The organism is Ruegeria sp. TASC047 (assembly GCF_059612445.1).
The window spans coordinates 560335-583995 of the sequence record NZ_JBXWQP010000029.1; the positions used below are offsets into that span (position 1 = coordinate 560335).

Genomic DNA, 23661 nt, shown 5'->3' on the forward strand with positions numbered 1-23661 from the left:
CACCTAATTCAGGCTTGCGCGGGTTGGGGTTTTCTGCAGCAGATCGCCCCAATCCGTGCGATAGGCCATCTCGGCCAGAACGGTTTCGGGCAGGAATTCCTGATTTTGCCGGATTTGCCATCCGCCGCCCAAACCCTTGTAAACCGCCACCAGATTGCTGGATACCTGCTGCCGTGCCTCGATCAGATTGGCCTGCGACCGCAATAGTGCGGTCTGGGTGTTCAGCACGCGCGAATAATCGGCAATGCCATCTGTATATTGGCTGACGGCGATTTCGGCAGCTTTGCGTGAGGCGTCGACACTTTGCCGATAGAACCCGACCTGCTTACGTGCCTGCGCATAAGCGACCATGGCACTTTCAACCTCGGAATAAGCGGTCAGCACAGTGTTCTGATAATTCGCAATCAGCGCCTGGTAAGCGGCGTCCTGCGCGCGAACATTGTTCTTGATGCGGCCATAGTTCAGCACATTCCAGACCACACCCGCACTGGCCAGTCCGGTTGTGCTGCCGCCGCTGAACAGATCGCGCCCTCCGGATGCCTGCAGACCGATTGCGCCTGACAGGATGAATTGGGGATACAGGTCCGCCATCGCGATGCCCACCTGCGCCGACTGCGTGGCTGCCGCCAGTTCAGCCGCGCGCACATCCGGGCGGCGGCGCAGCAATTCAGCGGGAACGCCCACTGCCACATTTGCTCGGGCCGATGGAATGCGGCCGGTATTGCCCAGCAGACCGGTCATGCGTGAAGGTGTCGTGCCCAACAACACCGCAAGCGCGTTCTTGGTCTGTTGCAGGTCGCTTTCCAGTTCGGGTACCAGCGCCTTAGTGTTGTTCAACAGGGCGGTGGATTCCTGCACGTCCAGTTCCGTGGTGACACCATTGTTGAACCGCAGCTGAGTCAGGTCTGCCGAGTCCTGCTGCAATTTGATGTTCTCGCGCGCAATTGCCAGCGTCTCTTGTAGCGCCCGGATATTGACGTAAAGCGCGGCGACGTCCCCGGTCAGTGTCACCAACGCGTCGTCGTAGTTTGCCACTTGCAGGGCCAGATTGGATCGCGCGGCCTGAACGCCGCGCCGCTGCGCGCCCCAGACGTCCAACTCCCACTGGGCATCGAAGCCGACTTGCGAGGTCGAGAACTCGGTATCCAGCGGGATGACGCGATTAACATCCGAAATTGGCCCCAGATTGTCGCTGATCTGGCGCCGTTCAAGCGAGCCGCCAATGGCCTGCGACTGCGGGTAAAGCTCGCCAAAGGCGATACCCAGTTGCGCGCGCGCCTGCAAAACCCGCGCACCAGCGACCTGAAGTGTCAGGTTCTGGGCGTAAGCCTCGGCAATCAGTTTGTTAAGGGTCGGATCATTGAATGTCTGCCACCATTTTACGACTGGCGCACTTCGCGAGGTCAGCCCGCTTTGACCGGCGCTGGGGTTGTTGACCTCAATCCATTGTTTCACGACAGGTGAATTGGGGCGCACAAAATCCGGTCCAACGGGTGTGCAAGCCGCGAGAGTGGCGGCGCAAATGGCGGTTCCCAACAACCTGCGGAGTGTCATGGCGCGCATCCTCAGATATCCAGGGGTCGGATGAAGTTGGCGAAGGAATAAAGGCGGATGTTGATGCGCCTCAGAAACTCAAAACTCTTGCCTTGACCTGTATAGATCGCCACAGCGGCATGGCCGCCCGCTGGGAAAATGTGGTCTTCCGGCACATCGACGGTGATCTGAACCGCAATCCGACCGGGCAGTTTGGGCAGCTCGAAACCGGGCAGGCGGCCCGACGGGATGAGTTGCCCTTGCCGGGTGGCCCACCAGATCGCTTCGACCTTGCCCGTCAGGATTTCGCCGGGATAAAGATCAAGCGCGACTTCGACCTCTTGTCCCGGTTCGACAAATTTCAGGTTCTGCTGGCGGAATGTGGCAAGGATATAAGGGCTTTCATCAGTCACAAAGCTGGCGATCGCACCCAACCGGACGTCACCGACCACCAATCCGGGGCGGGCCTGCTGTGAGACGATCATGCCATTTTCAGGCGCATAGATTGTTGTGTTTTCCAGAAAATACTCGGCCTCGGCCAATTGCGCCTGCGCCTGAAGGATGCCGGTGTTCACGCCGTCAATCTGCGATTCCAGCGCCAGTTGAGCCTTGGTCAGGTTGGCCCCAGCCTGTTTGACGGCGGCCTGGTCTTCGGTCACCTGTTCGTTCCATCGATCCAGATCGTCCTGACGGGCGCCTCCGGCCGGAACAAGATTCTCATACCGCGCCTGTTGGGTTTGCGCATAGGCCAATTGCGCATTGGCCCGTTCGACAGCTTCGGTCGACGCAATGACATCCTGTTCAAGGATTTTAGCATTCTGCTGTGCCGCCACCAACTGGGCCTGCGCATTATCGACCGCCAGCGAAAACACCGTGTCATCGAACCGATACAGCGGATCGCCCTTTGTGACCGGTGTATTTGGTTCGACAAGCACCTCGGACAGGATCGTTGGCTGTGTCAGCTTGGGGATGATCTGTATGGTCGAGCGTACCACGTGGCTGTCTGCCGAAAATGGTTGAAAGAAGCGAAGCGCCACAAGGAAGATCAGCAGCAGATGTGCACCCACCCAGAACGAAACAATGCCCCAGGCAATGTTGAACTTCAGCCATTCCAGCTTGAAGAAAATGAGCCAGACGAAAATGATGTAGAACAGCGTGATGCCGAGGGCGACGAACATAGGTATTAGGGTCCTTCGGTCTTAACTGGGTTGTGTGTCGTCTGTGTCCAGACGATCCTGGTATTCGGGTTTGACCTTGCCGCCCAGGCGTTTAATTTCATCTCGAATGGCATCTTTTTCCTCGTCCGGGCCCCGGCGAATATCGACCGTGACGCCATCGTGGAAAGCCCACATGAAGGCGTGAACCCAAGGCACGACAGCCAAAAACCCCATCCATCCCATGATCTTTACGGCTTCGGCATGGGGATGATTACGTTTGATCGCGATCCGCCCCGGAAGGCCCATAATGAACAGGAACAGCGCCATAACTGCTGCAAGCAGCAGGATCAGCGCGACCAATGTCAGATAGTCATAATAGCCCAGCGGCTGGCCCAATAGTCCCATGTGCGTGCCTCCATCAGGGGAAGGTTAGGGTATCCTCAATCATTCGTTTTCAGTTCGTCAATCAACTTGTAGTCCGTTGGCGGGTCATCACAAATGCCCGGTCCGCATTCCAGCAGAGTTGAACCGGCGTTCAGTACGGCAAGTGCCAGCATGACAAAGAAGGCGGTTTTGGCCAGCTTGTTTCCCCCAAAACGTACCTCGCTGGCCGCGCCCGAGTCATATTGGCGATCAAACAGCAGCATGAACGACGTACCCAGCAGGACAAGGAAAAAGGCGATGCCCGCCCAAGTGTAATAATGCAGCCCCAGAACGGGCGATCCGTAGTGGCCGGTTCCAGGCACAATGTGCAACAGGATTTGCCGGATCGAAACACTGCCGCCATACAAAGCGGCAATCAGCATGATGGCATAGTGCTGCGGTCGCGCGCCATAAAGCAGGTTCAGGCCCAGCCCGACGCCGACGGCTACAAAGCCGACACGCTGCAACAGGCAAAGCGGACAGGGCAGTTCGTAAAGGACAAGTTGATAGAAGAATGCCAGCGCCAGAACGAGACTGACGGCCAGCATTCCGATCGCGTTTAGTGTACGTGACAGTTCGGGTGTCATGATGAGGCCCTCAAAGCTGAATTGTCAGCTGACTGGTGGCGTGGAATTTCAACCAGTAGATACTGAGGGCAATTGTAAGGAAGAACAGCGCTTTGCCTGCCTTTGTCATGTTGAAATAGTTGAGCCCCATCGTGGCGGTAAGTAGTGCAAATAAAAGCGCAATCATGGCCCGGTGCTCCCCTCCCGTGCACATATCTTTATGAAGACGATAGTGTCAGGCCGGGTGGCATCTGGCAAGCGACGCGGTAATTTGGGGACTATTCTTAATGTCCGCTAGTTACACAGGACGATGTCCGTTTGCCATTCCTGACTGCGCAGGTGCAGATCGCCTGGTAACGGCGCATCCGTGTAAATTGCGTCGATTTCTGCCAAAGAAGTGATGCGGGCCGGGGCCGAGCGGTGAAACTTGGAATAGTCGGCAACCAGAAATGTGCGGCGTGCCTGCGCAATGATGGTCTGGCTGACTTGTACCTCCTGAAAGTCGAAGTCCAGAAGATCTCCGTCAGTGTCCAAAGCTGAACAGCCGATTACGGCAAGGTCAAATTTGAATTGCCGAATGGTCGAAACAGTCAGGTTCCCGATCAACCCGCCGTCGGTGCGCCGCAGAACGCCACCGGCCATGACGACCTCACAATCCGGGTTCTCAATCAGAATGTTTGCGACATTCATGTTGTTGGTCACAACCATCAGATTCTTGTGGTTCAGCAATTGCCGCGCCACGGCCTCGGTCGAGGTTCCGATGTTCATGAAGATCGATGCGCCGTCGGGGATATCGGTGGCGCAAGCCTTTGCAATACGGGTCTTGGCGTCGGCGTTCAGGGCACGGCGGTCTTCATATCCGATGTTGGACACGCCCGAGCGCAGCACCGCGCCGCCATGCACCCGATCCAGTTTACCTGCCTCGGCCAGCTCGGTCAGGTCGCGCCGGATCGTCTGGACCGTGACACCAAATCTTTCGGCCAACCCGTCAACGGTGACGCGGCCTTCGGCCCCGGCAATGTCCAGAATGTCAGATTGGCGAAAAGACAGGGACATGGTGTTTCCAAACTTGAAGTGCTTCTTTCGTTTTTGTTCTTTTTGGCCGGTTTTGCAAGGAAGGTGTTAGAAAATTTCAGGTTACTGTTACAAATCGAAAAAATTCGAACAAAAACATTGACCATACGAAGGATGTTCTGGCAAATGCCTGTCATCCATCCTGACAAGGAATCATTGGTATGCGGTCAGCGGACGTTCAGACAACGGACCTTTTTATCATCGGTGGCGGGATCAATGGTTGCGGCATCGCTCGGGATGCTGCTGGTCGCGGGCTGTCAGTTACATTGGCAGAGATGAATGATCTGGCCTCGGCCACGTCATCAGCCTCGACGAAATTGTTTCATGGCGGTTTGCGCTATCTGGAGTATTTCGAAATCCGTCTGGTCCGTGAGGCCCTGATCGAGCGTGAAACCCTGTTGCGCGCGATGCCGCATATCAGCTGGCCGATGCGCTTTGTGCTGCCATACCACAAGGACATGCGGTTTGACTCGGAAACGCCGACCTCTCGGCTGCTCAGTACGGTCATGCCGTGGATGCGCGGGCGGCGTCCGGCTTGGCTGATCCGGTTGGGTTTATTCATGTATGACAATCTGGGTGGTCGCAAAATTCTGCCGGGCACCACGTCGCTGAACCTGCGATCGGCTCCGGAAGGCGTCCCGTTACAGGACAAGTTCGAAACGGCTTATGAATATTCTGATTGCTGGATCGAAGACTCGCGGTTGGTGGTTCTGAATGCCCGCGACGCCGAGGCGCGCGGTGCGCAGATCATGGTGCGAACCGAGGTGATTTCGGCCGAGCGGGTGGACGACCTTTGGCAGGTATCGATTCGTGATCGCAGCAGCGGCGAAACCCGTCTTGTTCGGGCCAGAATGCTGATCAATGCGGGTGGCCCTTGGGTCGGGGACATCATCCAGACCAAGATCCGTGTGAACTCACGCGAGGGTGTTCGGCTTGTTCGGGGCAGCCATATTGTGACATCCCGGCTGTATGACCACGACAAGTGCTATTTCTTTCAGGGCGAAGACGGCCGCATCATTTTCGCCATTCCATATGAGCAGGACTTTACCCTGATCGGCACAACGGATCAGGATCACCCGGACCCTGACACGAAACCCGTCTGTACCGAGGCCGAGCAGGAGTATCTGTGCGCCTTCGCATCGAAGTATTTCAAGCGCGCTGTGACCCGCGAAGATGTTGTGTGGACCTATTCTGGTGTGCGGCCGCTTTATGACGACGGTGCCAGCAGTGCCACCGCAGCAACGCGAGATTACACGCTGAAAGTCGATGCGCAGGGTGGGGCGCCTGTATTGAACGTGTTTGGCGGCAAGATCACCACCTATCGCAGGCTCGCGGAAAGTGCTCTGGAGAAGGTTGGTGAATTCTTTCCAAATATGCCGGGCCCCTGGACCGCTGGTGTGGCGTTGCCGGGCGGTGACTTTCCGGTTGACGCTGTTGAAGCCCTGACTGACCAGCTTCAGGCCGCGTATCCGTTTCTGGGTGCCGCCTGGGCTGCACGCCTGATCAGGGCCTATGGAACCGAAGCAACAGATGTCCTTGGGGATGCGCAACAGCTGTCTGATCTGGGTGAGGATTTTGGCGCAACCCTGACCGCGCGGGAAGTCGCGTGGCTGATCGACAAGGAATATGCACGGACCGCCGAAGATGTCGTCTGGCGGCGCAACAAGCTGGGCCTGCGACTGAATGCCGAGCAGATCGCGCGGATCGACGGCTGGATGGCTGAACGGCTGGCCCCCGGCTCGACCTGATCCATCTTTCTATCCTCTTGGCGGGTGATGAGTGTTGTGCTAGCCGTTGGATACGGTCGGCAGACACCGAGGCGTCGCTGCTCTTACCCAGAGTGCTAAACCTGCCAGTGTATGTGAAACTATCGCAACCATCAGGGCGTTGTTTCGTCAAGTCAGCGACCAACGATCGCGCAAAACGCCCGATATGGATTTGTGATGAGCAAAACTCCTGTACCCTTGCACGCCGATGATCTGACCGGATTCGTGCGTATCCTGTCCCAACAACTTGGCGACTCCAGCCCGTCGCACCTGACCCTGATGAATATGGTCGCTCGTGCCGCCGGGTTTCAGAACGTGCAACATATGCGCGCCACCAGTGCCGCTGCCAGGCGGATCGAGGCTCGCCCGAAACAACCAGTTGCTGACATGCGCACGGTTGAGCGCACACTGCACCTGTTCGACGGGCAGGGCAGACTTCGGCAATGGCCGTCAAAACGATCGGTGCAGACTTTGTCTTTGTGGGGGCTCTGGTCTGCGGTACCGGCAGCCGTGGCGCTGCAAGAAGGTGCGGTCAACGTGTGCCTCAATGCCGAACATTGTTTTGATGACCCTGCAACCCTGCGCCGGACCATGATTTCCTGTGGGCTGCTGACACGGAACCGGGATGGATCGGATTATCGCCGGGTCGAGCAGGCGCCGACACCAGAGGCAAAGGTGGTGATCCGCGAACTCTCTGAACGGCGGCGGGAAAGATCAGACTGACACCAGAAAAAAAGCCCCGCTGATGGGCGGGGCTTTGATCGGATCAGGCCGCTTCTTCTGAAGGGCCGGGATCGTTTTTACTGCCTTTCAGCCACTCGCGCATGCTTTGCATCAGAGCGTAGAGGACAGGCACCACGATTACGCCAACCAGCGTCGCGGCCAACATGCCACCGAACACGGCGACACCGATGGCTTTTTGGCTGGCCGCACCCGCACCATTGGCAGCCAGCAGCGGTACGACTCCCAGCAGGAAAGACAGGGCGGTCATCATGACAGCGCGGAACCGCTGATGAGCTGCCTCGACGGCAGCTTCCTTGATCGAAAGACCCTTGGCGCGCTGTTCCATTGCAAACTCGACGATCAGAATTCCGTTCTTCGAAGCCAGACCCACCAGCATGATCATCCCGATCTGCGTATAGAGGTTTATGTCACTGCCAACGATGGCAACTGCCGCCACCGCCCCGAACAGGGCCACGACCACAGACAGCAAGATCGAGACCGGCATAGTCCAGCTTTCATACTGTCCAACCAGAAACAGGTAACCGAATAGGATAGCCAGCCCCAGAATGATGATCACGAGGCTGCCGGACGCCAATTGTTGTTGGGCCGTCCCCGTCCATTCGAACGAGTATCCCGGCGGCAGAGCCGAAGCAGAGACCTCTGTCATCGCTGTGATCGCATCGCCGCTGGACAGGCCCGGCGCTGGCACCGCTGTCACCGTTGCCGACCGGAACAGGTTATGCCGTTTCAGCAGAACCGGCCCCAAAACGTTTTCCACGTCAATCAGGGTACCCAGTGGCACCATGTCGCCCTTCTGTGAACGCACATAGAGGCTGGCAATGTCATCGACATTGTCGCGATAGCTGCCTTCCGCCTGGATCATTACGCGATAGACGCGACCAAACAGGTTGAAGTCGTTGACATAATACGACCCCAGCTGGGCTTGCATGGTCTGGAAAATCTCAGCCACCGAGACGTCCAGTGTCTTGGCTTTCTCGCGGTCCAGATCCACGAACAGCTGCGGAACGTTGGCACGGAATGTCGTATAGGCTTGCCCGATCTCGGGTCGTTGGTTGGCCGAATAGACAAACGACCCCACAGCCGATGCCAGATCCTGCGGTGAACCGCCACCGGTTTGCTGCACCTCCATCTCAACCCCGGCAGACATGCCGAGACCCTGAATTGGTGGCGGGTTGAAGGCAACGGTCGAGGCTGCGGTCTCATTATTCGCGATGGCCAGCACCTTGGCTAAAATGGCTTCGGCGCTCAGGTCTTCTTCCTGCCGTTCGCTCCAGTTGTCGAGGTTCACGAAGATCGCAGCGCCGTTGGTGATTGTGCCGTTCAGCAATGAGAAGCCATTGATCAGAACGGTGCTGGACACACCCGGGATCTCGCGTATCTGGTCATCGAGGCGCTTTGTCACGGCCTCGGTCCGTTCCAGCGTCGCGGCGTCAGGCAGTTGCACGTCGACAAAGAGATAGCCATTGTCTTCCAGCGGGATAAACCCGGCGGACGTGTTTGACATGATTGCCCCTGTTCCCATGCCGAGCCCAACCACGATGGCCAGCGCGATAGCCGGAAATACAAGCAGTTTGCGAACAATGGCGACATAGCCGTTGCGAACGCCACCAATGAAGTTTTCGAACAGTGCAAGCAGCCCTTTGGGCGGCCCTGAGCGGGCCTTAAGGACCAGCCCACACAGCGCGGGCGACAGTGTTAGCGCGTTGATCGACGAGATCACAACAGCGGTCGAGATCGTGACAGCGAACTGAGAGTACAGCCGCCCTGAGATGCCCGGCATGAAGGTCACGGGCACGAATACCGCCAGCAATACCAGCGTGGTCGCGATGACCGGGCCTGTGATCTGCCCCATCGCCTTACGGGTGGCTTCGGCTGGGGGCAGCCCCTCATCAGCGATGATGCGCTCGACGTTTTCGACCACGACGATGGCGTCATCAACCACGATCCCAATGGCCAGTACCAGCGCGAACAGCGAGATCGTGTTCAACGACATGCCGAAGGCCAGCAAGAAAGCAAACGTGCCGATCAGTGAGACCGGGATGGCAACCGCGGGGATGATCGTCGCACGCCAACTTCCCAGGAACACAAAAACGACCGAGATCACGAGGGTGAAGGTCAGGATCAGTGTCGATACGACGTCATTCAAAGAGGCTTCGACAAAGTCTGTTGTGTTGAAGGGTACTTCATATTCGACATCCGTCGGGAATGCGCGGGACAGCCGCTCCAGTTCCGCCTGCACGCGCTCTGAAACGGCCAGGGCGTTTGCGCCTGGGGCTTGATAGATGCCGATGACGGTGGCAGGCACGGCCTGAAAATAGCCGGATGCCGAGTAGAATTCTGCACCAAGCTCAACTCGGGCGATGTCCCTTACGCGGATAATTGCGCCAGCATCTCCGGTACGGATCACGATATCGCCAAATTCTTCGGCGGATGTCAGTCGCCCTTTGGACTTGATCGTGTATTGAAAGGTCTGGCCTTCGGGAACAGGTGGCGCACCGATCGAACCGGCGGACACTTCGATATTCTGTTCGCGGATCGCGTTGATCACGTCGCCTGGCGTGATGGAAAGGGCCGCCATCTTGTCAGGGTCCATCCAGACCCGCATGGCGTATTCCAAGTTGGTCAGAACATCAGCTTTACCCACGCCCTGCACACGCGCCAGCGCATCGCGCAGGTTGATCGAGGCATAGTTGGAAAGAAACACGCTGTCATAGGTGCCGTTGGGCGAGGTCAGCGTGACCAGCATCAGCATGTTGGTCGACGATTTTTGTGTGACAACGCCCGAAGATGTCACTTCGGAGGGCAACGACGACATTGCCTGTGCCACCCGGTTCTGAACGTTGACCGAGGCGATATCAGGGTCGGTGCCAACTTCGAAAGTTACGTCCAACGAATACGAGCCGTTGTCAGACGATCTGGACGTCATGTAGATCATGTCGTCCACGCCGTTTACCTGCGCCTCGATCGGAGCGGCAACGGTGTTTTCCACTGTTTCCGCATTTGCTCCGGTGTATTTGGTGGATACGTTGACCACGGGCGGAGTAATGTCGGGGAACTGCGCGACCGGCAGCACCAAATAGCCGATGCCACCCATGATGGTCAGCACAAGCGAAATGACTAACGCCAGCTTCGGCCGGCTGATGAACAGGGCTGAGAACATCGATTACTCTCCCGGCTGTTCAGAGGCGACGACCGCGTCAACAGCCACACCGGGACGGACCCGTTGCAGGCCCTCGACAATCACGCTTTCGCCCTCACGCAAGCCTTCGGTAACGATGATGGCGGTACCTTCTGTGTTGCCTGTGGTGATGTATCGCTGCTCCACCATCTGCTTGTCGTTTACAACCAGAACAAAATCACCACGCTGATCGCGTTGCAGCGCAGCTTGCGGCACCAGAACTTGCAAGGTCGGTTGCAACGCTTCGATCTGCACATTCACGAATGCACCGTCCAGGATCAAACGGTCGGCATTTTCGAACTGGGCGCGCATTGTGATCGCGCCGGTCAACGGGTCGATACGATTGTCAACGAATACGATCCTGCCCGTTTCATCCAACTTGGTTCCATTTGGCAGCGTGATATGCACATTGGGGCCTTGCGGGCTGTCCGCAAGAGAAGCTGAATTTGCGCCAACTGCCTGAAGAACCGAAGTGAAAAGTTTTTCGTTCAGAGAGAAATTCACATAGATCGGCGTCTCGCTGACAATGTTCACCAGCGGCGGGTTGGTCGGGCCTACCACATCGCCGACGCTGGTGGTGATGCTGCCGATACGCCCATCAAAAGGTGCGTGGATCTGCGTATAGCTCAGGTCCAGTTCGGCCTGCTGGATCGCCGCATTTGCGGCCTTGACCTCAGCCTCGGCGACCAGTTCGTTGGCCCGCGCGATGTCGCGTTCGGATTCAGGTGTCGCGTCGCGTTTGTAAAGCTCTTCCTTTCGCGCCAGATCGACTTTGGCCAGCTCAAGGTTCGCCTCGGCCCGGTTTAGATCAGCTTTTCGGGCCTCCAATGTCGCCTCGTAAAGGTCCGGCTCGATGGTGAACAACAGGTCTCCTTCCTTGACCGTAGCCCCATCCTCTACATTCCGGCTGTTGAGAAAACCGTTCACGCGGGCGACGATGTCGACCTTATTGATCGCCTGAGCGCGCCCTATGAAGGAAGCCTCGTCGGTGATTTCTTCGGTGTAGGCGGCCGCAATCGTAACTTTCGGTGCCGCTCCTTCGTCCTGTGCAGTTGCAGGTTGGGCCAGTCCCAGGGAAATCAGCAATAGTGCGGTGGCTATTGGATTGCGGGCCTGAGTTGGAAAAGGGAAAACTTGGGACATGGCGAAAGCCTCGTGCATTTCAGAAACAATTGGTGTCCATCCCGGCGGTCACAATCGCGCGAGTCGACAAAACTTGTTTGCAGGATGGCTTGTTTGCCACGAATTCTCAAGCGCGATGAGTCCCGCTGTGGTTTGCGATGACGCCAAAAATTTCAGCAACTAAGCTGGTTTAGGTGTTGGTCCGTTCCGAGGTGCCGAACGAAAACAGGGGCCAACGGCCCCCGTTTGAGCTGACGAATGTCAGGGTGGTCAGCTGCGTTTGCCGGCGAATTTTGCCTGCCATTCTTCGCGCTGTTCGTCTGTGATCTTGGCAAACAGAACGTCAGGAACGACAAAGTCGTGACCCGCTGGCAGGGCGTTCAACGCTGCGGCCACGTCCTTGGGCCAGCTGGTATCAAGCGTGTTCATGGCGCTTAGCATCTTGGCTGAGGTATCAGGGATGAACGGCGCGCTGAGCACGGCATAGAACCGGATCAGGTTCAGGCCCAGACGCACCTGCGCAGCGGCCCCTTCGGGGTCTTCCTTGAAGGTTGACCACGGCGCTGCAGCTTGCAGGTATTCATTGCCAGCCACCCAGATGGCCCGCAGTTCCTGAGCCGACTTGCGGACGTCCATTGCTTCCATATGCGCCTCATAAGCGCGGACGCGTTTGGTGAGTTCATCGATCAGAGCGTTCTCACGCTCGCCAAACTCACCGCCTTCGGGCACCACCTCACCAAATTTCGAGCGACAGAACTTGGTGATGCGGCTGACGAAGTTGCCCAGAACATCGGCCAGATCCTTATTCACGGATTGTTGGAAGTTATCCCACGTGAACTCGCTGTCGCTGCTTTCCGGCGCATGGCTCAGCAGCCACCACCGCCAGTAGTCAGCTGGCAGAATCTCGAGCGCCTGATCCATAAAGACGCCACGCCCCTGCGAGGTCGAGAACTGGCCGCCGTCGTAATTCAGGTAGTTGAAGGATTTCAGATGGTCGACCATCTTCCACGGCTCGCCCGACCCCAGAATAGTAGCGGGGAAAGAAAGCGTGTGAAATGGCACGTTGTCCTTGCCCATGAACTGGACATAACGCACATCGTCCGCACCCTTATCGGTGCGCCACCAGCGTTCCCATTCGGAATCGGGTTTCCCGGTCGAATCCGCCCATTCCTTGGCGCAGGCGATGTATTCAATCGGCGCATCGAACCAGACATAGAACACCTTGCCTTCCATACCGGGCCAGTCCTGTTCGCCTTTCTTGACCGGAACGCCCCAGTCCAGATCGCGGGTGATCCCCCGGTCTTGCAGCCCGTCGCCATCATGCAGCCATTTCTTGGCAATGGATGTGGTCAGGATCGGCCAGTCAGTTTTGCTGTCAATCCAGGCATCCAGCTGATCCTTCATCGCCGATTGGCGCAGATAGAGGTGCTTGGTCTCACGCACTTCCAGATCGGTCGAGCCCGAAATGGCCGAGCGCGGTTCAATCAGGTCGGTCGGATCCAACTGCTTGGTGCAGTTTTCACACTGGTCGCCACGTGCGTTCTCATACCCGCAATTGGGGCAGGTGCCCTCGATATAGCGGTCGGGAAGAAAGCGACCATCCGCGTTGGAATAGATTTGCTTTTCCGTGACCTCACGGATCAACCCGGCCGCATCCAGTTTTCCGGCGAAATGTTGGGTCAGCTTTTTGTTCTGATCGCTGGATGAGCGGCCAAAGTGGTCAAAGCTCATCCCAAAACGCTTGGCGATGTCGGCCTGAATTTCGTACATGTCCGCGCAATACTCGGCCACCGGCTTTCCAGCTTTGGCAGCGGCCAGTTCGGCCGGGGTGCCGTGTTCGTCGGTGGCACACAGGAACATGACCTCGTTCCCCCGGCCACGCTGGTAGCGTGCATACAAGTCGGCAGGCAGTTGCGAGCCGATCAGATTGCCGAGATGCTTGATCCCATTGATGTAAGGGATCGCCGAGGTGATGAGAATCCGAGCCATATTCCGTTTCCGCATATCTAACTGCGCGTTCGTCTAACCTAAGTCACTGCTCAGCAAAAGCCCGGTTTCGTAGATGACTGGAATAACTCTGATTTGTAACGCGCGCCTGATGGGACGACCAAGTCACCGATGGCCGTTGTAAACCGGTCAGAATGTGGTCAGTCAATATGCAGACTCTGCGCAATGCAGGGCTGCGGGTCCGCTATTCATTCCTCGCGGGCGCGTTTCAGCAACCTTCCGACCGTAAAGGATGTACGTGGTGCGTAGACGTAATTGGTTCTTTCCGCGGGTGTCGGACGCGACCGCATCCGGGCCAGGCCGAAACCGATCAGGAACACATGCCCAACCGCGACAAATGCAAACAGCGCGCTGGGTCCAAAATCCTGGATCAGTGTTGACGTGATATAGGGTGACGCAATAGCCCCCAGCGCGTACCAGAACATCAAGGCGGCAGATAACTCGACCCTTTGTTCGGTTGTCGCAAAATCGTTGGCATGTGCGGATGATACTGAAAAGATCGGGAATGTCGTGAACCCAAAAAGCGCCGCTGCAAGCATGACACCTACAGTTCCCGTGTCGCTTACCGCCATTGTGACCCCGCAGCTTAGTACCGCCGCGACCGAAAGCCAGATCAAGACCCAGCGCCGGTCGTATTTGTCCGCGAGCCATCCCATCGGATACTGCGCCAGCGCCCCGCCCAGAACGAAAGAGGCGAGGAAGAAGGCGATTTGATCCACTCCCAATCCGACTTCCTGACCGTAGACGGGCCCGACCATTCGGAAAGACGCTGAACTGAGTGCCGAAACAATGACACCCGCTACGGCCAACGGCGAACTGTGCCATGCCAGTTTCGGGCGCAGGCGGGGGGCGTCGGGCGTCTTCGGCTGACTTGCGCGTGTCAGTGTCAGCGGCAGCAATGAGGCGCAGCAAAGGATCGCCAAGAGGTTATAGGAAACATACGAGGCGGGTGGCAGGACGGCGATGATCAACTGAGCACTCAGCGAGGCACCCATATCGACGATGCGATAGGTGCCCATGGCTCGTCCACGTGTCTCATTGGTCACTTTTGCATTCAGCCACGCTTCGATGACAGTGTAACTACCTGCCACACATGTGCCCGAGGCGATGCGCAACGCCGCCCATACATAAGGATTGTCTGTCAGGGTGTGCCCGATCAACCCCATCGCGCCCAGCGCTGTGCATACGGCAAATGCGCGGGAATGCCCGACACTGCCCATCAGACGCGGCGCCCACCAGCAACCTATGAAAAAGCCAAGGAAATGCGCTGAACCCAGCATACCGATCTGTTCGGTCGAAAAGCTTAAGGTGATCCCGGAAATGGCATCAAGTGGCCCGACGCCGCCCGTTGAAAGCTGAAGCAGAATGACCGAAAGAAACAGGGCGGCAAATGAAATGATCGTGCGCATGGTTTTCTCAGATAGGCGGCGTCACCGGACAATGCGCGCAACTATTCGACTTTATCCAGTCGTTTTTTGCTTTTTGTCGATTAGGTTGCACGAATGATCTCGGCACGTATGTCCAGTCCGACGTTTTGTCCTACCAGATCGGGATAACCCGAGGCACCGAAATCGTGCCGGTTCAATGTCCCGGTCAAACCTATGGACAGGCGATTGAGGTCGTTCGCGGCTGTTCCGGGCTGGCGGTATAGGTTGGCATCCAAAGTTATGGGGTGCGTCACATCTCGGATACTCAGTTCCCCCGTGACACGAGCACCATTCGATATGCGCCCATCCGCCCCCAATTGAATGTCAGTCGATACGAATTGAATTATCGGGTAGGTTTCGGCGCCCAAAACACCGGGGCCGAGCATCGGCATGCGGGCAAAGGGCAAGCGTGTTCTGGCCTTGTTGACATCCAGCACCACCGTGACCCGGCTATTTTGCAGGCGGTGCATGTCAATCTGTACGTCCGCCTGCCGGATCGGCATTGATCCGGTCTGAGGGATACCTGACAGATCAAAGGTAAAACCAACCACGGTGGTTTTCGTTGACAAAATGTATGGCTGCAACGCGGCCTGCACCGTACGGGCCAAAGGCAGAGCCACCATCCCTGCAAGCACCAAGCGGCGGGTTAGGTGTGTCATGCCATGACCGTGTCCCGTCTGGGGCGGGATCTTTTGATCAACATCAGAACGATGGCAATGTTCAGACCGTTCCAAAGAATTCCGTTGACGAAGGCCAGTTGGTAACTTCCGGTGACATCGTAAATCCAGCCTGACATCCAGCCGCCAAGCGCCATGCCAAGGATGGTCATCATCAAGACGAATCCGACCCGCGCCCCGGCGTCCTGCGGCGGCATGTATTCACGGACAACCAAAGCGTAGCTGGGCACGATGCCACCCTGCGCCAGACCGAACAGAAAGCTGATCACATAAAGTGAGACCATCCCGTCATATGGCAGGAACAGGAACAGGGCGATGCACTGCAAGACTGAGCCGATCAAGAGCGTCATGACGCCGCCCAGACGGTCGGCCAACAGGCCCGAGAGAATACGGCTGGCGACGCCACCTAGCAGCATCAGCGATAGCATTTCAGCCCCCACTGCGGGGCCGTATCCCAGCCCGACGCAATACGACACGATATGGACCTGTGGCATGGACATCGCTACGCAGCATCCAATACCAGCCAGGCCAAGGATGTACTGTAACACGCGTGGTGAAACGCCGACAGTGCGCGCGTTGATCTGGGCTGTGGCCGCGGCTGTGCTGTGTGCTTCGACCGGGACCTGACGACGCAACAGCAAGGACAGGGGGATGACAATCAGCAGCGTCAATAGCGCCAATGTCAGGTAGACCTGTTGCCAGCCATCCCGTAACAGAATGCCGGACAGCAGGGTGGGCCAGATTGCGCCAGAGATATAGTTTCCGCTGGCCACCAATGCGACGGCGAACCCACGCCGCTTCATGAACCAGTGCGAGATATCGGCGATCAAGGGGCCAAACCCGATCGATGTTCCCAGCCCGACCAGCAGATGCGCCGCAGATAGTAGTGTTATATTCGGGGCCAGCGTTGCCAATAGATAGCTGAAGGCGCTTAATACAGCGGCGCCGATCAGGGCGCGTGTCACGCCCAGCCGGTCCACCAGTTGTCCTAGCCACATATTGCCCAGCGCAAATCCGATCATCGTAAGCGTATATGGCATCGAGGCTTCGGCGCGACTGGCGCCGAATTCTGCTTCGACAGTAGGCATGACCACGATGACCGCCCACATCCCTACATTCGCCACAGTTGCGATGGCGAGCGTGATCAGAAGGCGAATCCAGGAATAGCGGCTGTCATGGATCGGATGGCTCATGCGGCGACGCTAGGGTGCGATCCGGAGTTTGGCGAGTCACATCTTGCGTGATCCTTGCGGCTTCACGTCAGAATGTCCTCTGTTTCAATGCGTTTCAGGTGCAGACCGGTGCGGGCAGCGGTCTGAGTGGCCTGCCAGCTGACCGGGGGCAGGGCGCGGGCGCGGCGGCGGGTCAGGGTCCAGTGCCTGGCATCCCCCTGATGGGCGGCGGCCATGTGCCAGCGTGTCTCAACCCCTTGTGCGCCGCCATCACCGGGCGTCAGCAGCAAGCCAAGCGGGGCTTGGCCCATCGTACCGCCTTGTTCTGCGGCCAGATGCATCCGCCGCACCGGCGTCAGCCCCGGCGCGCCGGGCAGGTCGCCTATGATCAGCGGGATGGCCCCGCTGCGCAGCGCCTCTTCAATACACCATAGCAGATCTTCGGCGCGGGTGGGGTGGACGAACAGAAAACGCGCCGGATCAGCAAAGGCCATAATTCCGTCGGGGTTCAGTTGAGCGGGCTCCCACGCGGGGGAAATCCACAGCACGGGACCCTGTGTCTGACCGGCCAGCCAGATGGCAAAGCTGCGTCGGGCGGGTCCGCAAGCTTCATGCACGCGACCCGGTTGCAGGGTGATCTGGGAATGGAGATTTACCCCCGGGACCTGACGTGCAGGTTTGGGACCAAGAAGCTGAGCAGACATGCCCGCAAGCTATCATGTTCCACTTTTGTTCTCAAGAGGTGAGAGGCATCAACGGGACAGGATCAGCTTGCCATCCGCAAACTGAATGCTTGAAAAACGGTGCAGATATTCCATCCCCAAAAGCGATTTATCCAGCTCACCCTCGTTGACCCAGGCCGAAACGTTCTGATCCGTAATGGGTCCTATCGTCAGGGTCTCAAGCCGCACCGGCGCGGTACGCACCTCACCGTTTGCAGTCAAGGCGCGCCCGAAATAGTTCAGCTGATCGGGATCAATGCCTGCCCGTTTGGCATCCCGCGCGTTCAACACGATCTGGCTGGCACCGGTGTCGACAAGAAAGGTGATCAGCTCACCATTCACCAGAACCGGAAGGTAATAATGGCCATCATAAGCGCGGGGAACCTCAACCGAGTTACCGGTGACACTCATCTGCGGCGCGGGAGTGACCGAGGAACGAATATCCTCCCACAGACCGACCAGTGCAATGACCCCGACAAAAATGAACACCCATGCCATGACCTGCTGCAATGTCTTGCCAAGCGACTGCCGATTATGCGTGACAAACCACATCAGCAGCGCCGCCCCCAGCAGGGCCAGATAGATCAGGCGTCCAATATCGAAACTGTCCATGCGGTTACCCGGAAATCCCCTCAACCTTGTGAATATGGGGATTTAAGATGCGAATCCAAAGGCCTTGAGGCCATCAAGAATAAACTGAACAGACAATGCAGCCAGCAGCATCCCAAGAAGCCGGGTCAACACGTTCAGCCCGGTTTTCCCCAAAAGCCGTGCCACGGCCCCTGATGAAAGATACATCACAAAAACCATTGCCAGAACGACCAGCATAACGCCGATGACCACCGCCAGACCCTGAATGCCGGGATGTTGACCGGCCAGCAGGATCATGGTGGCAATCGCACCGGGTCCTGCAATCAGTGGGATGCCCAGCGGAAACACCGACGGGTCCGGATGTTCTTCTTCTTCGGCGCTGTTTTCACGACGTTTGGTCCGGCGTTCAAACAGCATGTCGAGCGCGGTCAGAAACAGAAGAACACCTCCCGCAACGCGAAACGCCTCCATCGAGATGCCGACAAAACCCAGCAACGCTTCGCCAAAGGCCGCGAACATGGCCAGAATGCCGCCTGCCGTCAGGCATGCGCGTATCGCGACAGAGCGGCGCGTGTGCCAATCCATGTTCTGGGTCAGGGCCACAAAAATCGGAGTTTGCGCCGGTGGATCAAGAACCACGAAAAGCGTTGTGAACGCAGTGATCAGAAATGCGGTGTCAATCACTCTTTGCTACTCTGTTGCAGATGTTTCAAAATTTTTAGGGCGTCTTCGGCCCGTCCGGAGGGAACATAAACATGATCGTGGTGATAGCCCGCAACCATGTTCGCCGGAATTCCGGCCTGTGCCAACACCCCCGAGACCGCGGCGGTCAGACCCACGCCTTCGAGCGAGGAGTGCACTTGAAGCGTGATACAACGCATAGCAACCGCCTCTTTTGGCGCGCAATTGATCGGAACGATTAAAGACAGCCCTTCGGCCTCGACGCAACTGGCGCGTGTCCCGTCGGGCCAGTCCATATCTTCGGGCCAGACCACAAATGCGAATTCGTCGGGTTGAATTTCGGGGTGCATTCCCGCGATCATCGCTTTGGTTTCAACAACGGGATCGCTCATACCGTTTCTGCCTGTTCCAGTCGCTCGGCAGCGGCGATCCAAAGCGCTTCTGCTTTTTGCATGGCCTCGACCACCTCGGCGAATTTGCGGTTCCAGGTTTCCAGATCGTTGATCTTGTCGTCTTCGTAAAGCGCCGGGTCGGCCAGTTTTGCCGCGAGCTTGTCGTGCATCTCTGTCAGTTTCTCGACCCGGTCCTCGCATTTGCGCAGGTCCGCCCGCAATGCCAGCATGGTATCGCGCGAGGCGCGTTTGGGCTTCTCTGTTTGCGGCTTTTCTTTCACCGGTTTGTCACGCGCCAGCAAAAGGGCCCGGTAGGATTCAAGGTCACCGTCATAAGATTTGACCGTACCGTCCGAGACCAGCCACAACCGATCGGCAACAAGCGACAGAAGGTGCATGTCGTGGCTGACCAGCACGACAGCGCCGGAATAGGCGGTCAGTGCTTCGACCAGCGCCTCACGGCTTTCGATATCCAGATGGTTCGTCGGTTCATCGAGGATCAGCATATGCGGTGCGTCGATGGTGGCCAGCAGCAGTGACAGGCGTGCTTTTTGCCCACCCGACAGGCGGCCAACCTCGGTTTCCGCCTGAGCCGCATTCAGGCCGAACCCCGCCAAACGCGAGCGCCACTTGCCTGGCGCCTCGTCCGGGCGCAGGCGGCGCAGGTGGTCCAGTGGCGTTTCGTTCACATAAAGCTCGTCCACCTGATGCTGAGCGAAATACCCGATGCGCAGCTTGTTGCTGCGGGCCATCTTACCCGCCATGAGGGGCAGGCGGTCTGACAACAGTTTGGACAGGGTAGATTTGCCCTGACCGTTCTTGCCCAACAGCGCGATACGGTCATCCTGATCGATGCGCAGATGCAGGCGGCGCAGTACTTCGATCTCGCCATAGCCGGTGACACCACCTTCGATCTGGATGATCGGCGGCGACAGTTCCTCGGGTTCGGGGAAGGAAAACGCGCGCAGCGCGGCCTCTTGCGGGGTTGAGACCAACTGGATGCGTTCGATCATTTTCAGGCGCGATTGGGCCTGAACGGCCTTGGATGCCTTATATCGAAACCGATCCACGAAGCTCTGCAAATGAGCGATGCGGGCCTTTGCCTTTGCATTCTCTGATTCCGCCTGCGCTAGACGTTCCGCCCGCCGTTCGGCGAATTTGTCATAAGGCACGGCGTAATAGGTGAGTTTGCGATCCTCCAGATGCAGGATCGACCCTACGGCACGGTTCAGCAAGTCCCGGTCATGGCTGATGATTATGACCGTGTGCGGATATTTCGCCAGATAGCTTTCCAGCCATAGCGCGCCTTCGAGGTCCAGATAGTTGGTCGGTTCGTCCAACAGCAACAAATCCGGTTGAGAGAACAAAACTGCCGCCAAGGCCACGCGCATCCGCCAACCGCCCGAGAAATCCGAGCAGGGGCGCAACTGGTCTGCGTCGTCAAACCCCAACCCCTTGAGGATCGAGGCCGCGCGGGCCTCGGCCGACCAGGCGTCGATATCGGCCAGCCGCGTCTGGATTTCGGCAATTCGCGTGGGATCTGTTGCGTTGCCAGCCTCGGCCATCAGGGCGCTGCGTTCGGTATCAGCGGCCAGAACAGTGTCGATCAGCGAAACGTTGGACGAGGGGACCTCTTGCGCGACCCCGCCAATGCGGGCGCGCTTGGGGACCGAAATATTGCCCGATTCCAGCGCCAGCTCCCCGCGGATCAGGCGAAAAAGCGTGGTCTTTCCCGTGCCATTCCGGCCCACAAGGCCAACCTTGTGACCGTCTGGTATGGTTGCACTGGCGCCATCAAACAATGGGCGGCCTTCAACGGCATAGGTGATGTCTTCGATCCGTAACATGGAGCGCTCTTAGCAGAGGTGTGATGCCGCCGCCAGCGGCTTGGCATTTTCAAGTGTCAAGCAATGTGTTAGCGCTGTCTCGTTTGCTTTTTGAAACGGTTTTCCACATGCGCGCGGCCCGGACGCCTCCATCCCTGATCACGTTGATCTATGCTACGGCGCTGTCTGTACTGACGCTCAACATGTTCCTGCCGTCGCTGGCACATATGAGTGAAGATTTCGCTGTGGATTACGGTCTGATGAACCTGTCGGTCGCGGGGTATCTGGCGGTTTCAGCAGTATTGCAACTGATTATGGGCCCTTTATCGGATCGCTTTGGTCGCAGACCTATCCTTTTGATTTGTATATCAATATTTGCCCTTGCGTCGATCGGATGCACGCTGGCTGGATCGATCTGGGTTTTTCTTGGCTTCCGTCTGCTTCAGGCTGCTGTTGTCGCGGGCTCGGTCCTGTCCAGCGCGTCGATCAGAGACCGTTACGCACCGAATGAGGCGGCAAGCAAACTCGGTTACGTCGCGATGGCTATGGCTTTGGCCCCGATGCTTGGGCCGATGTTGGGTGGGGCGCTGGATATGCTTTTCGGTTGGCGCTCGGGGTTTGTCCTGTACTCGTTGCTTGGGGCAGGGTTGCTGGTGCTGCTTTGGTTCGACATGGGCGAGACCAACACCAACCGCTCTTCCACATTTGGTGCCCAACTGCGCGAGTATCCACACCTGTTCCGTGCCCGCAGGTTCTGGGGTTACGCCTTATGCGCGGCGTTTTCGATTGGGGGGTTCTACAGCTTTATCACCGGTGCGCCGCTGGTTGCCGCAGCGTGGTTCGACCTGAGCCCAGCAACGCTGGGGCTGGGGATTGGCATCATCACCGGCGGGTTCATGGTTGGCAATTTTGTCACCGGTCGGATTGCGGCCCGGACGCGGCTGACGACGATGATCTTGTCGGGGCGGATCGTGGCCTCGACCGGGCCGTTTTGCGGATTGATGCTGTTTCTCGCTGATCAGGGATCGGTCTGGGTCTTCTTCGGCTCGGCAATCTGTGTCGGCTTTGGCAACGGTTTGACCAATGCCAATGCCGCGGCCGGTGTCATGTCGGTACGCCCCGGACTGGCAGGAAGCGCGGCAGGGCTGTCGGGGGCAATGATCGTGGCTTTGGGCGCTGTTCTGACCTCAATGACCGGCGCGTTCGTTAGCCCCGAAAATGGGCCGTATCTGGTACTGGGCATGATGTGGGCCTGTAGCTTTGCTGGCTTGCTGGCGGTGCTTTACGTCCGTCGACTGGACCGCGTCGACCCTTTGCCGGACACAATCTGAACTGCAAAGCCACGGGCAAGGCATCATTACACTTTTCATGGGCCAAAGTCCGTGATACCCGGCGCGCGATGGATTTCGGCGCGGGTCCCGCGTCACATTATAAGGAGAGGCCGACATGGCACTGGAACGCACATTCTCGATCATCAAACCCGATGCAACCCGCCGCAACCTGACCGGCAAGATCAACGCCAAGTTCGAAGAAGCTGGCCTGCGCATTGTGGCGCAAAAGCGCATTCACATGACCAAAGCTCAGGCTGGCAAGTTCTATGACGTTCATGCCGAACGTCCGTTCTATGACGAACTGTGCGAATTCATGTCGTCGGCTCCGGTTGTTGTTCAGGTTCTGGAAGGCGAAGGTGCCATTGCAAAGAACCGTGAAGTCATGGGCGCAACCAACCCTGCGGACGCAGCCCCCGGCACCATTCGCGCCGAGTTCGCGGAATCGGTCGGTGAAAACTCGGTCCACGGTTCGGACGCTCCGGAAACCGCAGCGGTTGAAATCGCATATTTCTTCTCGGGCATTGAGCTGGTCGGCTAAGCCACAGCCATTGCTGACAGATTGGGGCCGCATCCTTGGTTGGGTGCGGCCTCATTCGTTCAGACCTGCTTTAGGTCCTTTGGTGCAACACGAACTCCGATAGCGTCCAGATCTGCAATCATCTGATTTTCCGGAGCAGCCCCGTTACCGGCTTTGATTGCGTCGAACCTTTCGCGCAGAGCTTTTTTCTCGTCGCCCTTGCAGTCGTTCCACGGGCGGCCCTGCAATCCCATCACCAAAACATAGTATCCGATGAAATGTGCCCTGGTGCCGGCGCGCAACAGGCGAGCATAGGCTTCGTCCGGCCCCAGTTCACGCAGCGCCTCGGCCGAATGAATACCAGCGCGGGCGCAGGCCTGTTCAAAGGCGGGGCCAAGGTTTCGGATTGAAGATACTGGTTCGCTCATAGCGGTGTCTTACTTCGGCGCCCGGGGCCTGTCACCCCGTGAATACACTCGGTCGCAGTCATAATGCCTTGATGTCCTTTCGGGTTCCGCCGAGACTGAACAAGAAAACCCTGAATTGCGTTGGGGCAGCCCACCAAACAAAGGGGCGGGCGCGCAAATGACCGTTGAGAAACCTGTAAAGGGGTTTCTGAATTTGAACTGGAAAGGCCTATCATGACCAGATCGTCAGGCGATCAGTTCATTTTCCCAGCGAAGATTGACGAAACGGCACTGGAAAGTGCCATTGCCGGGTTTTCCCCAAAAGCTTCACCCGATAGCCCCGTCAAA

General features: G+C 57.7%; 22 protein-coding genes. 4 read left to right on the forward strand and 18 right to left on the reverse strand.

Annotation, left to right across the window (positions count from 1 at the left end; all coding sequences use genetic code 11):
* Positions 1-3: 3 nt before the first annotated feature.
* The 6 genes from AC2FLO_RS10560 to AC2FLO_RS10585 form a co-directional block, all read right to left on the reverse strand.
* Positions 4-1554, reverse strand: a complete 1551-nt coding sequence (locus AC2FLO_RS10560) for an efflux transporter outer membrane subunit (RefSeq protein WP_496752857.1) — start codon at positions 1552-1554, stop codon at positions 4-6.
* A gap of 11 nt (positions 1555-1565) precedes the next feature.
* Positions 1566-2711, reverse strand: coding sequence for an HlyD family secretion protein (locus AC2FLO_RS10565; RefSeq protein ID WP_496752856.1), 1146 nt, complete (start codon positions 2709-2711; stop codon positions 1566-1568).
* Between the two features lie 21 nt (positions 2712-2732).
* Positions 2733-3095 (reverse strand): DUF3302 domain-containing protein, encoded by a 363-nt coding sequence (locus AC2FLO_RS10570; RefSeq protein ID WP_480485873.1) that lies wholly within the window; start codon positions 3093-3095, stop codon positions 2733-2735.
* A 35-nt stretch (positions 3096-3130) separates the two neighbouring features.
* The gene (locus AC2FLO_RS10575) at positions 3131-3700 is read right to left on the reverse strand and encodes a disulfide bond formation protein B (protein ID WP_480583845.1); all 570 of its coding nucleotides are present in this window, start codon (positions 3698-3700) and stop codon (positions 3131-3133) included.
* A 10-nt stretch (positions 3701-3710) separates the two neighbouring features.
* A complete protein-coding gene (locus tag AC2FLO_RS10580; RefSeq protein WP_480583848.1) occupies positions 3711-3866 on the reverse strand; it encodes a DUF5993 family protein in 156 nt (51 codons plus the stop codon).
* A gap of 107 nt (positions 3867-3973) precedes the next feature.
* Positions 3974-4735 carry a DeoR/GlpR family DNA-binding transcription regulator gene (locus tag AC2FLO_RS10585; RefSeq protein ID WP_496752855.1) on the reverse strand — a complete coding sequence of 254 codons (762 nt, stop codon included), beginning with the start codon at positions 4733-4735 and terminating at the stop codon, positions 3974-3976.
* A gap of 179 nt (positions 4736-4914) precedes the next feature.
* On the opposite strand from AC2FLO_RS10585, the gene glpD reads away from it, so the two are divergent.
* Both glpD and AC2FLO_RS10595 read left to right on the forward strand, forming a co-directional pair.
* Complete coding sequence (gene glpD / locus AC2FLO_RS10590) at positions 4915-6501, forward strand: glycerol-3-phosphate dehydrogenase (protein WP_496752854.1); 1587 nt, start codon at positions 4915-4917, stop codon at positions 6499-6501.
* 195 nt (positions 6502-6696) lie between these two features.
* Positions 6697-7242 (forward strand): DUF2087 domain-containing protein, encoded by a 546-nt coding sequence (locus AC2FLO_RS10595; RefSeq protein WP_496752853.1) that lies wholly within the window; start codon positions 6697-6699, stop codon positions 7240-7242.
* A 43-nt stretch (positions 7243-7285) separates the two neighbouring features.
* On the opposite strand, the gene AC2FLO_RS10600 is transcribed toward AC2FLO_RS10595, so the two are convergent.
* The 11 genes from AC2FLO_RS10600 to AC2FLO_RS10650 form a co-directional block, all read right to left on the reverse strand.
* Complete coding sequence (locus AC2FLO_RS10600; RefSeq protein ID WP_496752852.1) at positions 7286-10423, reverse strand: efflux RND transporter permease subunit; 3138 nt, start codon at positions 10421-10423, stop codon at positions 7286-7288.
* Between the two features lie 3 nt (positions 10424-10426).
* On the reverse strand, positions 10427-11584 hold the full coding sequence (locus AC2FLO_RS10605) for an efflux RND transporter periplasmic adaptor subunit (RefSeq protein WP_496752851.1): 1158 nt from the start codon (positions 11582-11584) through the stop codon (positions 10427-10429).
* Between the two features lie 249 nt (positions 11585-11833).
* Positions 11834-13552 (reverse strand): methionine--tRNA ligase, encoded by a 1719-nt coding sequence (metG, locus tag AC2FLO_RS10610; RefSeq protein WP_496811675.1) that lies wholly within the window; start codon positions 13550-13552, stop codon positions 11834-11836.
* Positions 13553-13758: 206 nt separating this feature from the next.
* Positions 13759-14979 carry an MFS transporter gene (locus AC2FLO_RS10615; RefSeq protein WP_496752849.1) on the reverse strand — a complete coding sequence of 407 codons (1221 nt, stop codon included), beginning with the start codon at positions 14977-14979 and terminating at the stop codon, positions 13759-13761.
* Positions 14980-15059: 80 nt separating this feature from the next.
* Positions 15060-15656, reverse strand: a complete 597-nt coding sequence (locus AC2FLO_RS10620; protein ID WP_496752848.1) for a YceI family protein — start codon at positions 15654-15656, stop codon at positions 15060-15062.
* Entirely contained in the window at positions 15653-16867 is a 1215-nt protein-coding gene (locus AC2FLO_RS10625) for an MFS transporter (RefSeq protein WP_496752847.1), read from the reverse strand. The genes AC2FLO_RS10620 and AC2FLO_RS10625 overlap by 4 nt, the downstream gene beginning before the upstream one ends.
* Positions 16868-16929: 62 nt before the next feature.
* The gene (locus AC2FLO_RS10630) at positions 16930-17550 is read right to left on the reverse strand and encodes an ImuA family protein (RefSeq protein ID WP_267364161.1); all 621 of its coding nucleotides are present in this window, start codon (positions 17548-17550) and stop codon (positions 16930-16932) included.
* Between the two features lie 48 nt (positions 17551-17598).
* A complete protein-coding gene (locus tag AC2FLO_RS10635) occupies positions 17599-18180 on the reverse strand; it encodes a retropepsin-like aspartic protease family protein (protein ID WP_480583877.1) in 582 nt (193 codons plus the stop codon).
* Positions 18181-18222: 42 nt separating this feature from the next.
* Positions 18223-18843 carry a MarC family protein gene (locus AC2FLO_RS10640; protein WP_209504138.1) on the reverse strand — a complete coding sequence of 207 codons (621 nt, stop codon included), beginning with the start codon at positions 18841-18843 and terminating at the stop codon, positions 18223-18225.
* A complete protein-coding gene (locus AC2FLO_RS10645) occupies positions 18840-19232 on the reverse strand; it encodes an ACT domain-containing protein (protein WP_496752846.1) in 393 nt (130 codons plus the stop codon). Before AC2FLO_RS10645 ends, AC2FLO_RS10640 begins: the two co-directional genes overlap by 4 nt.
* Positions 19229-21079 carry an ABC-F family ATP-binding cassette domain-containing protein gene (locus tag AC2FLO_RS10650; protein WP_496752845.1) on the reverse strand — a complete coding sequence of 617 codons (1851 nt, stop codon included), beginning with the start codon at positions 21077-21079 and terminating at the stop codon, positions 19229-19231. The genes AC2FLO_RS10645 and AC2FLO_RS10650 overlap by 4 nt, the downstream gene beginning before the upstream one ends.
* Before the next feature lie 107 nt (positions 21080-21186).
* Here AC2FLO_RS10650 and AC2FLO_RS10655 point away from each other — a divergent pair, with 107 nt between their 5' ends.
* On the forward strand, positions 21187-22389 hold the full coding sequence (locus AC2FLO_RS10655) for a multidrug effflux MFS transporter (protein WP_496752844.1): 1203 nt from the start codon (positions 21187-21189) through the stop codon (positions 22387-22389).
* 115 nt (positions 22390-22504) lie between these two features.
* Complete coding sequence (ndk, locus tag AC2FLO_RS10660) at positions 22505-22927, forward strand: nucleoside-diphosphate kinase (protein ID WP_008757405.1); 423 nt, start codon at positions 22505-22507, stop codon at positions 22925-22927.
* 59 nt (positions 22928-22986) lie between these two features.
* Here ndk and AC2FLO_RS10665 read toward each other — a convergent pair whose 3' ends face one another.
* Positions 22987-23334: a TfoX/Sxy family protein gene (locus AC2FLO_RS10665; protein WP_209504134.1), complete on the reverse strand. Its 348-nt coding sequence runs from the start codon at positions 23332-23334 to the stop codon at positions 22987-22989.
* Positions 23335-23661: the final 327 nt, after the last annotated feature.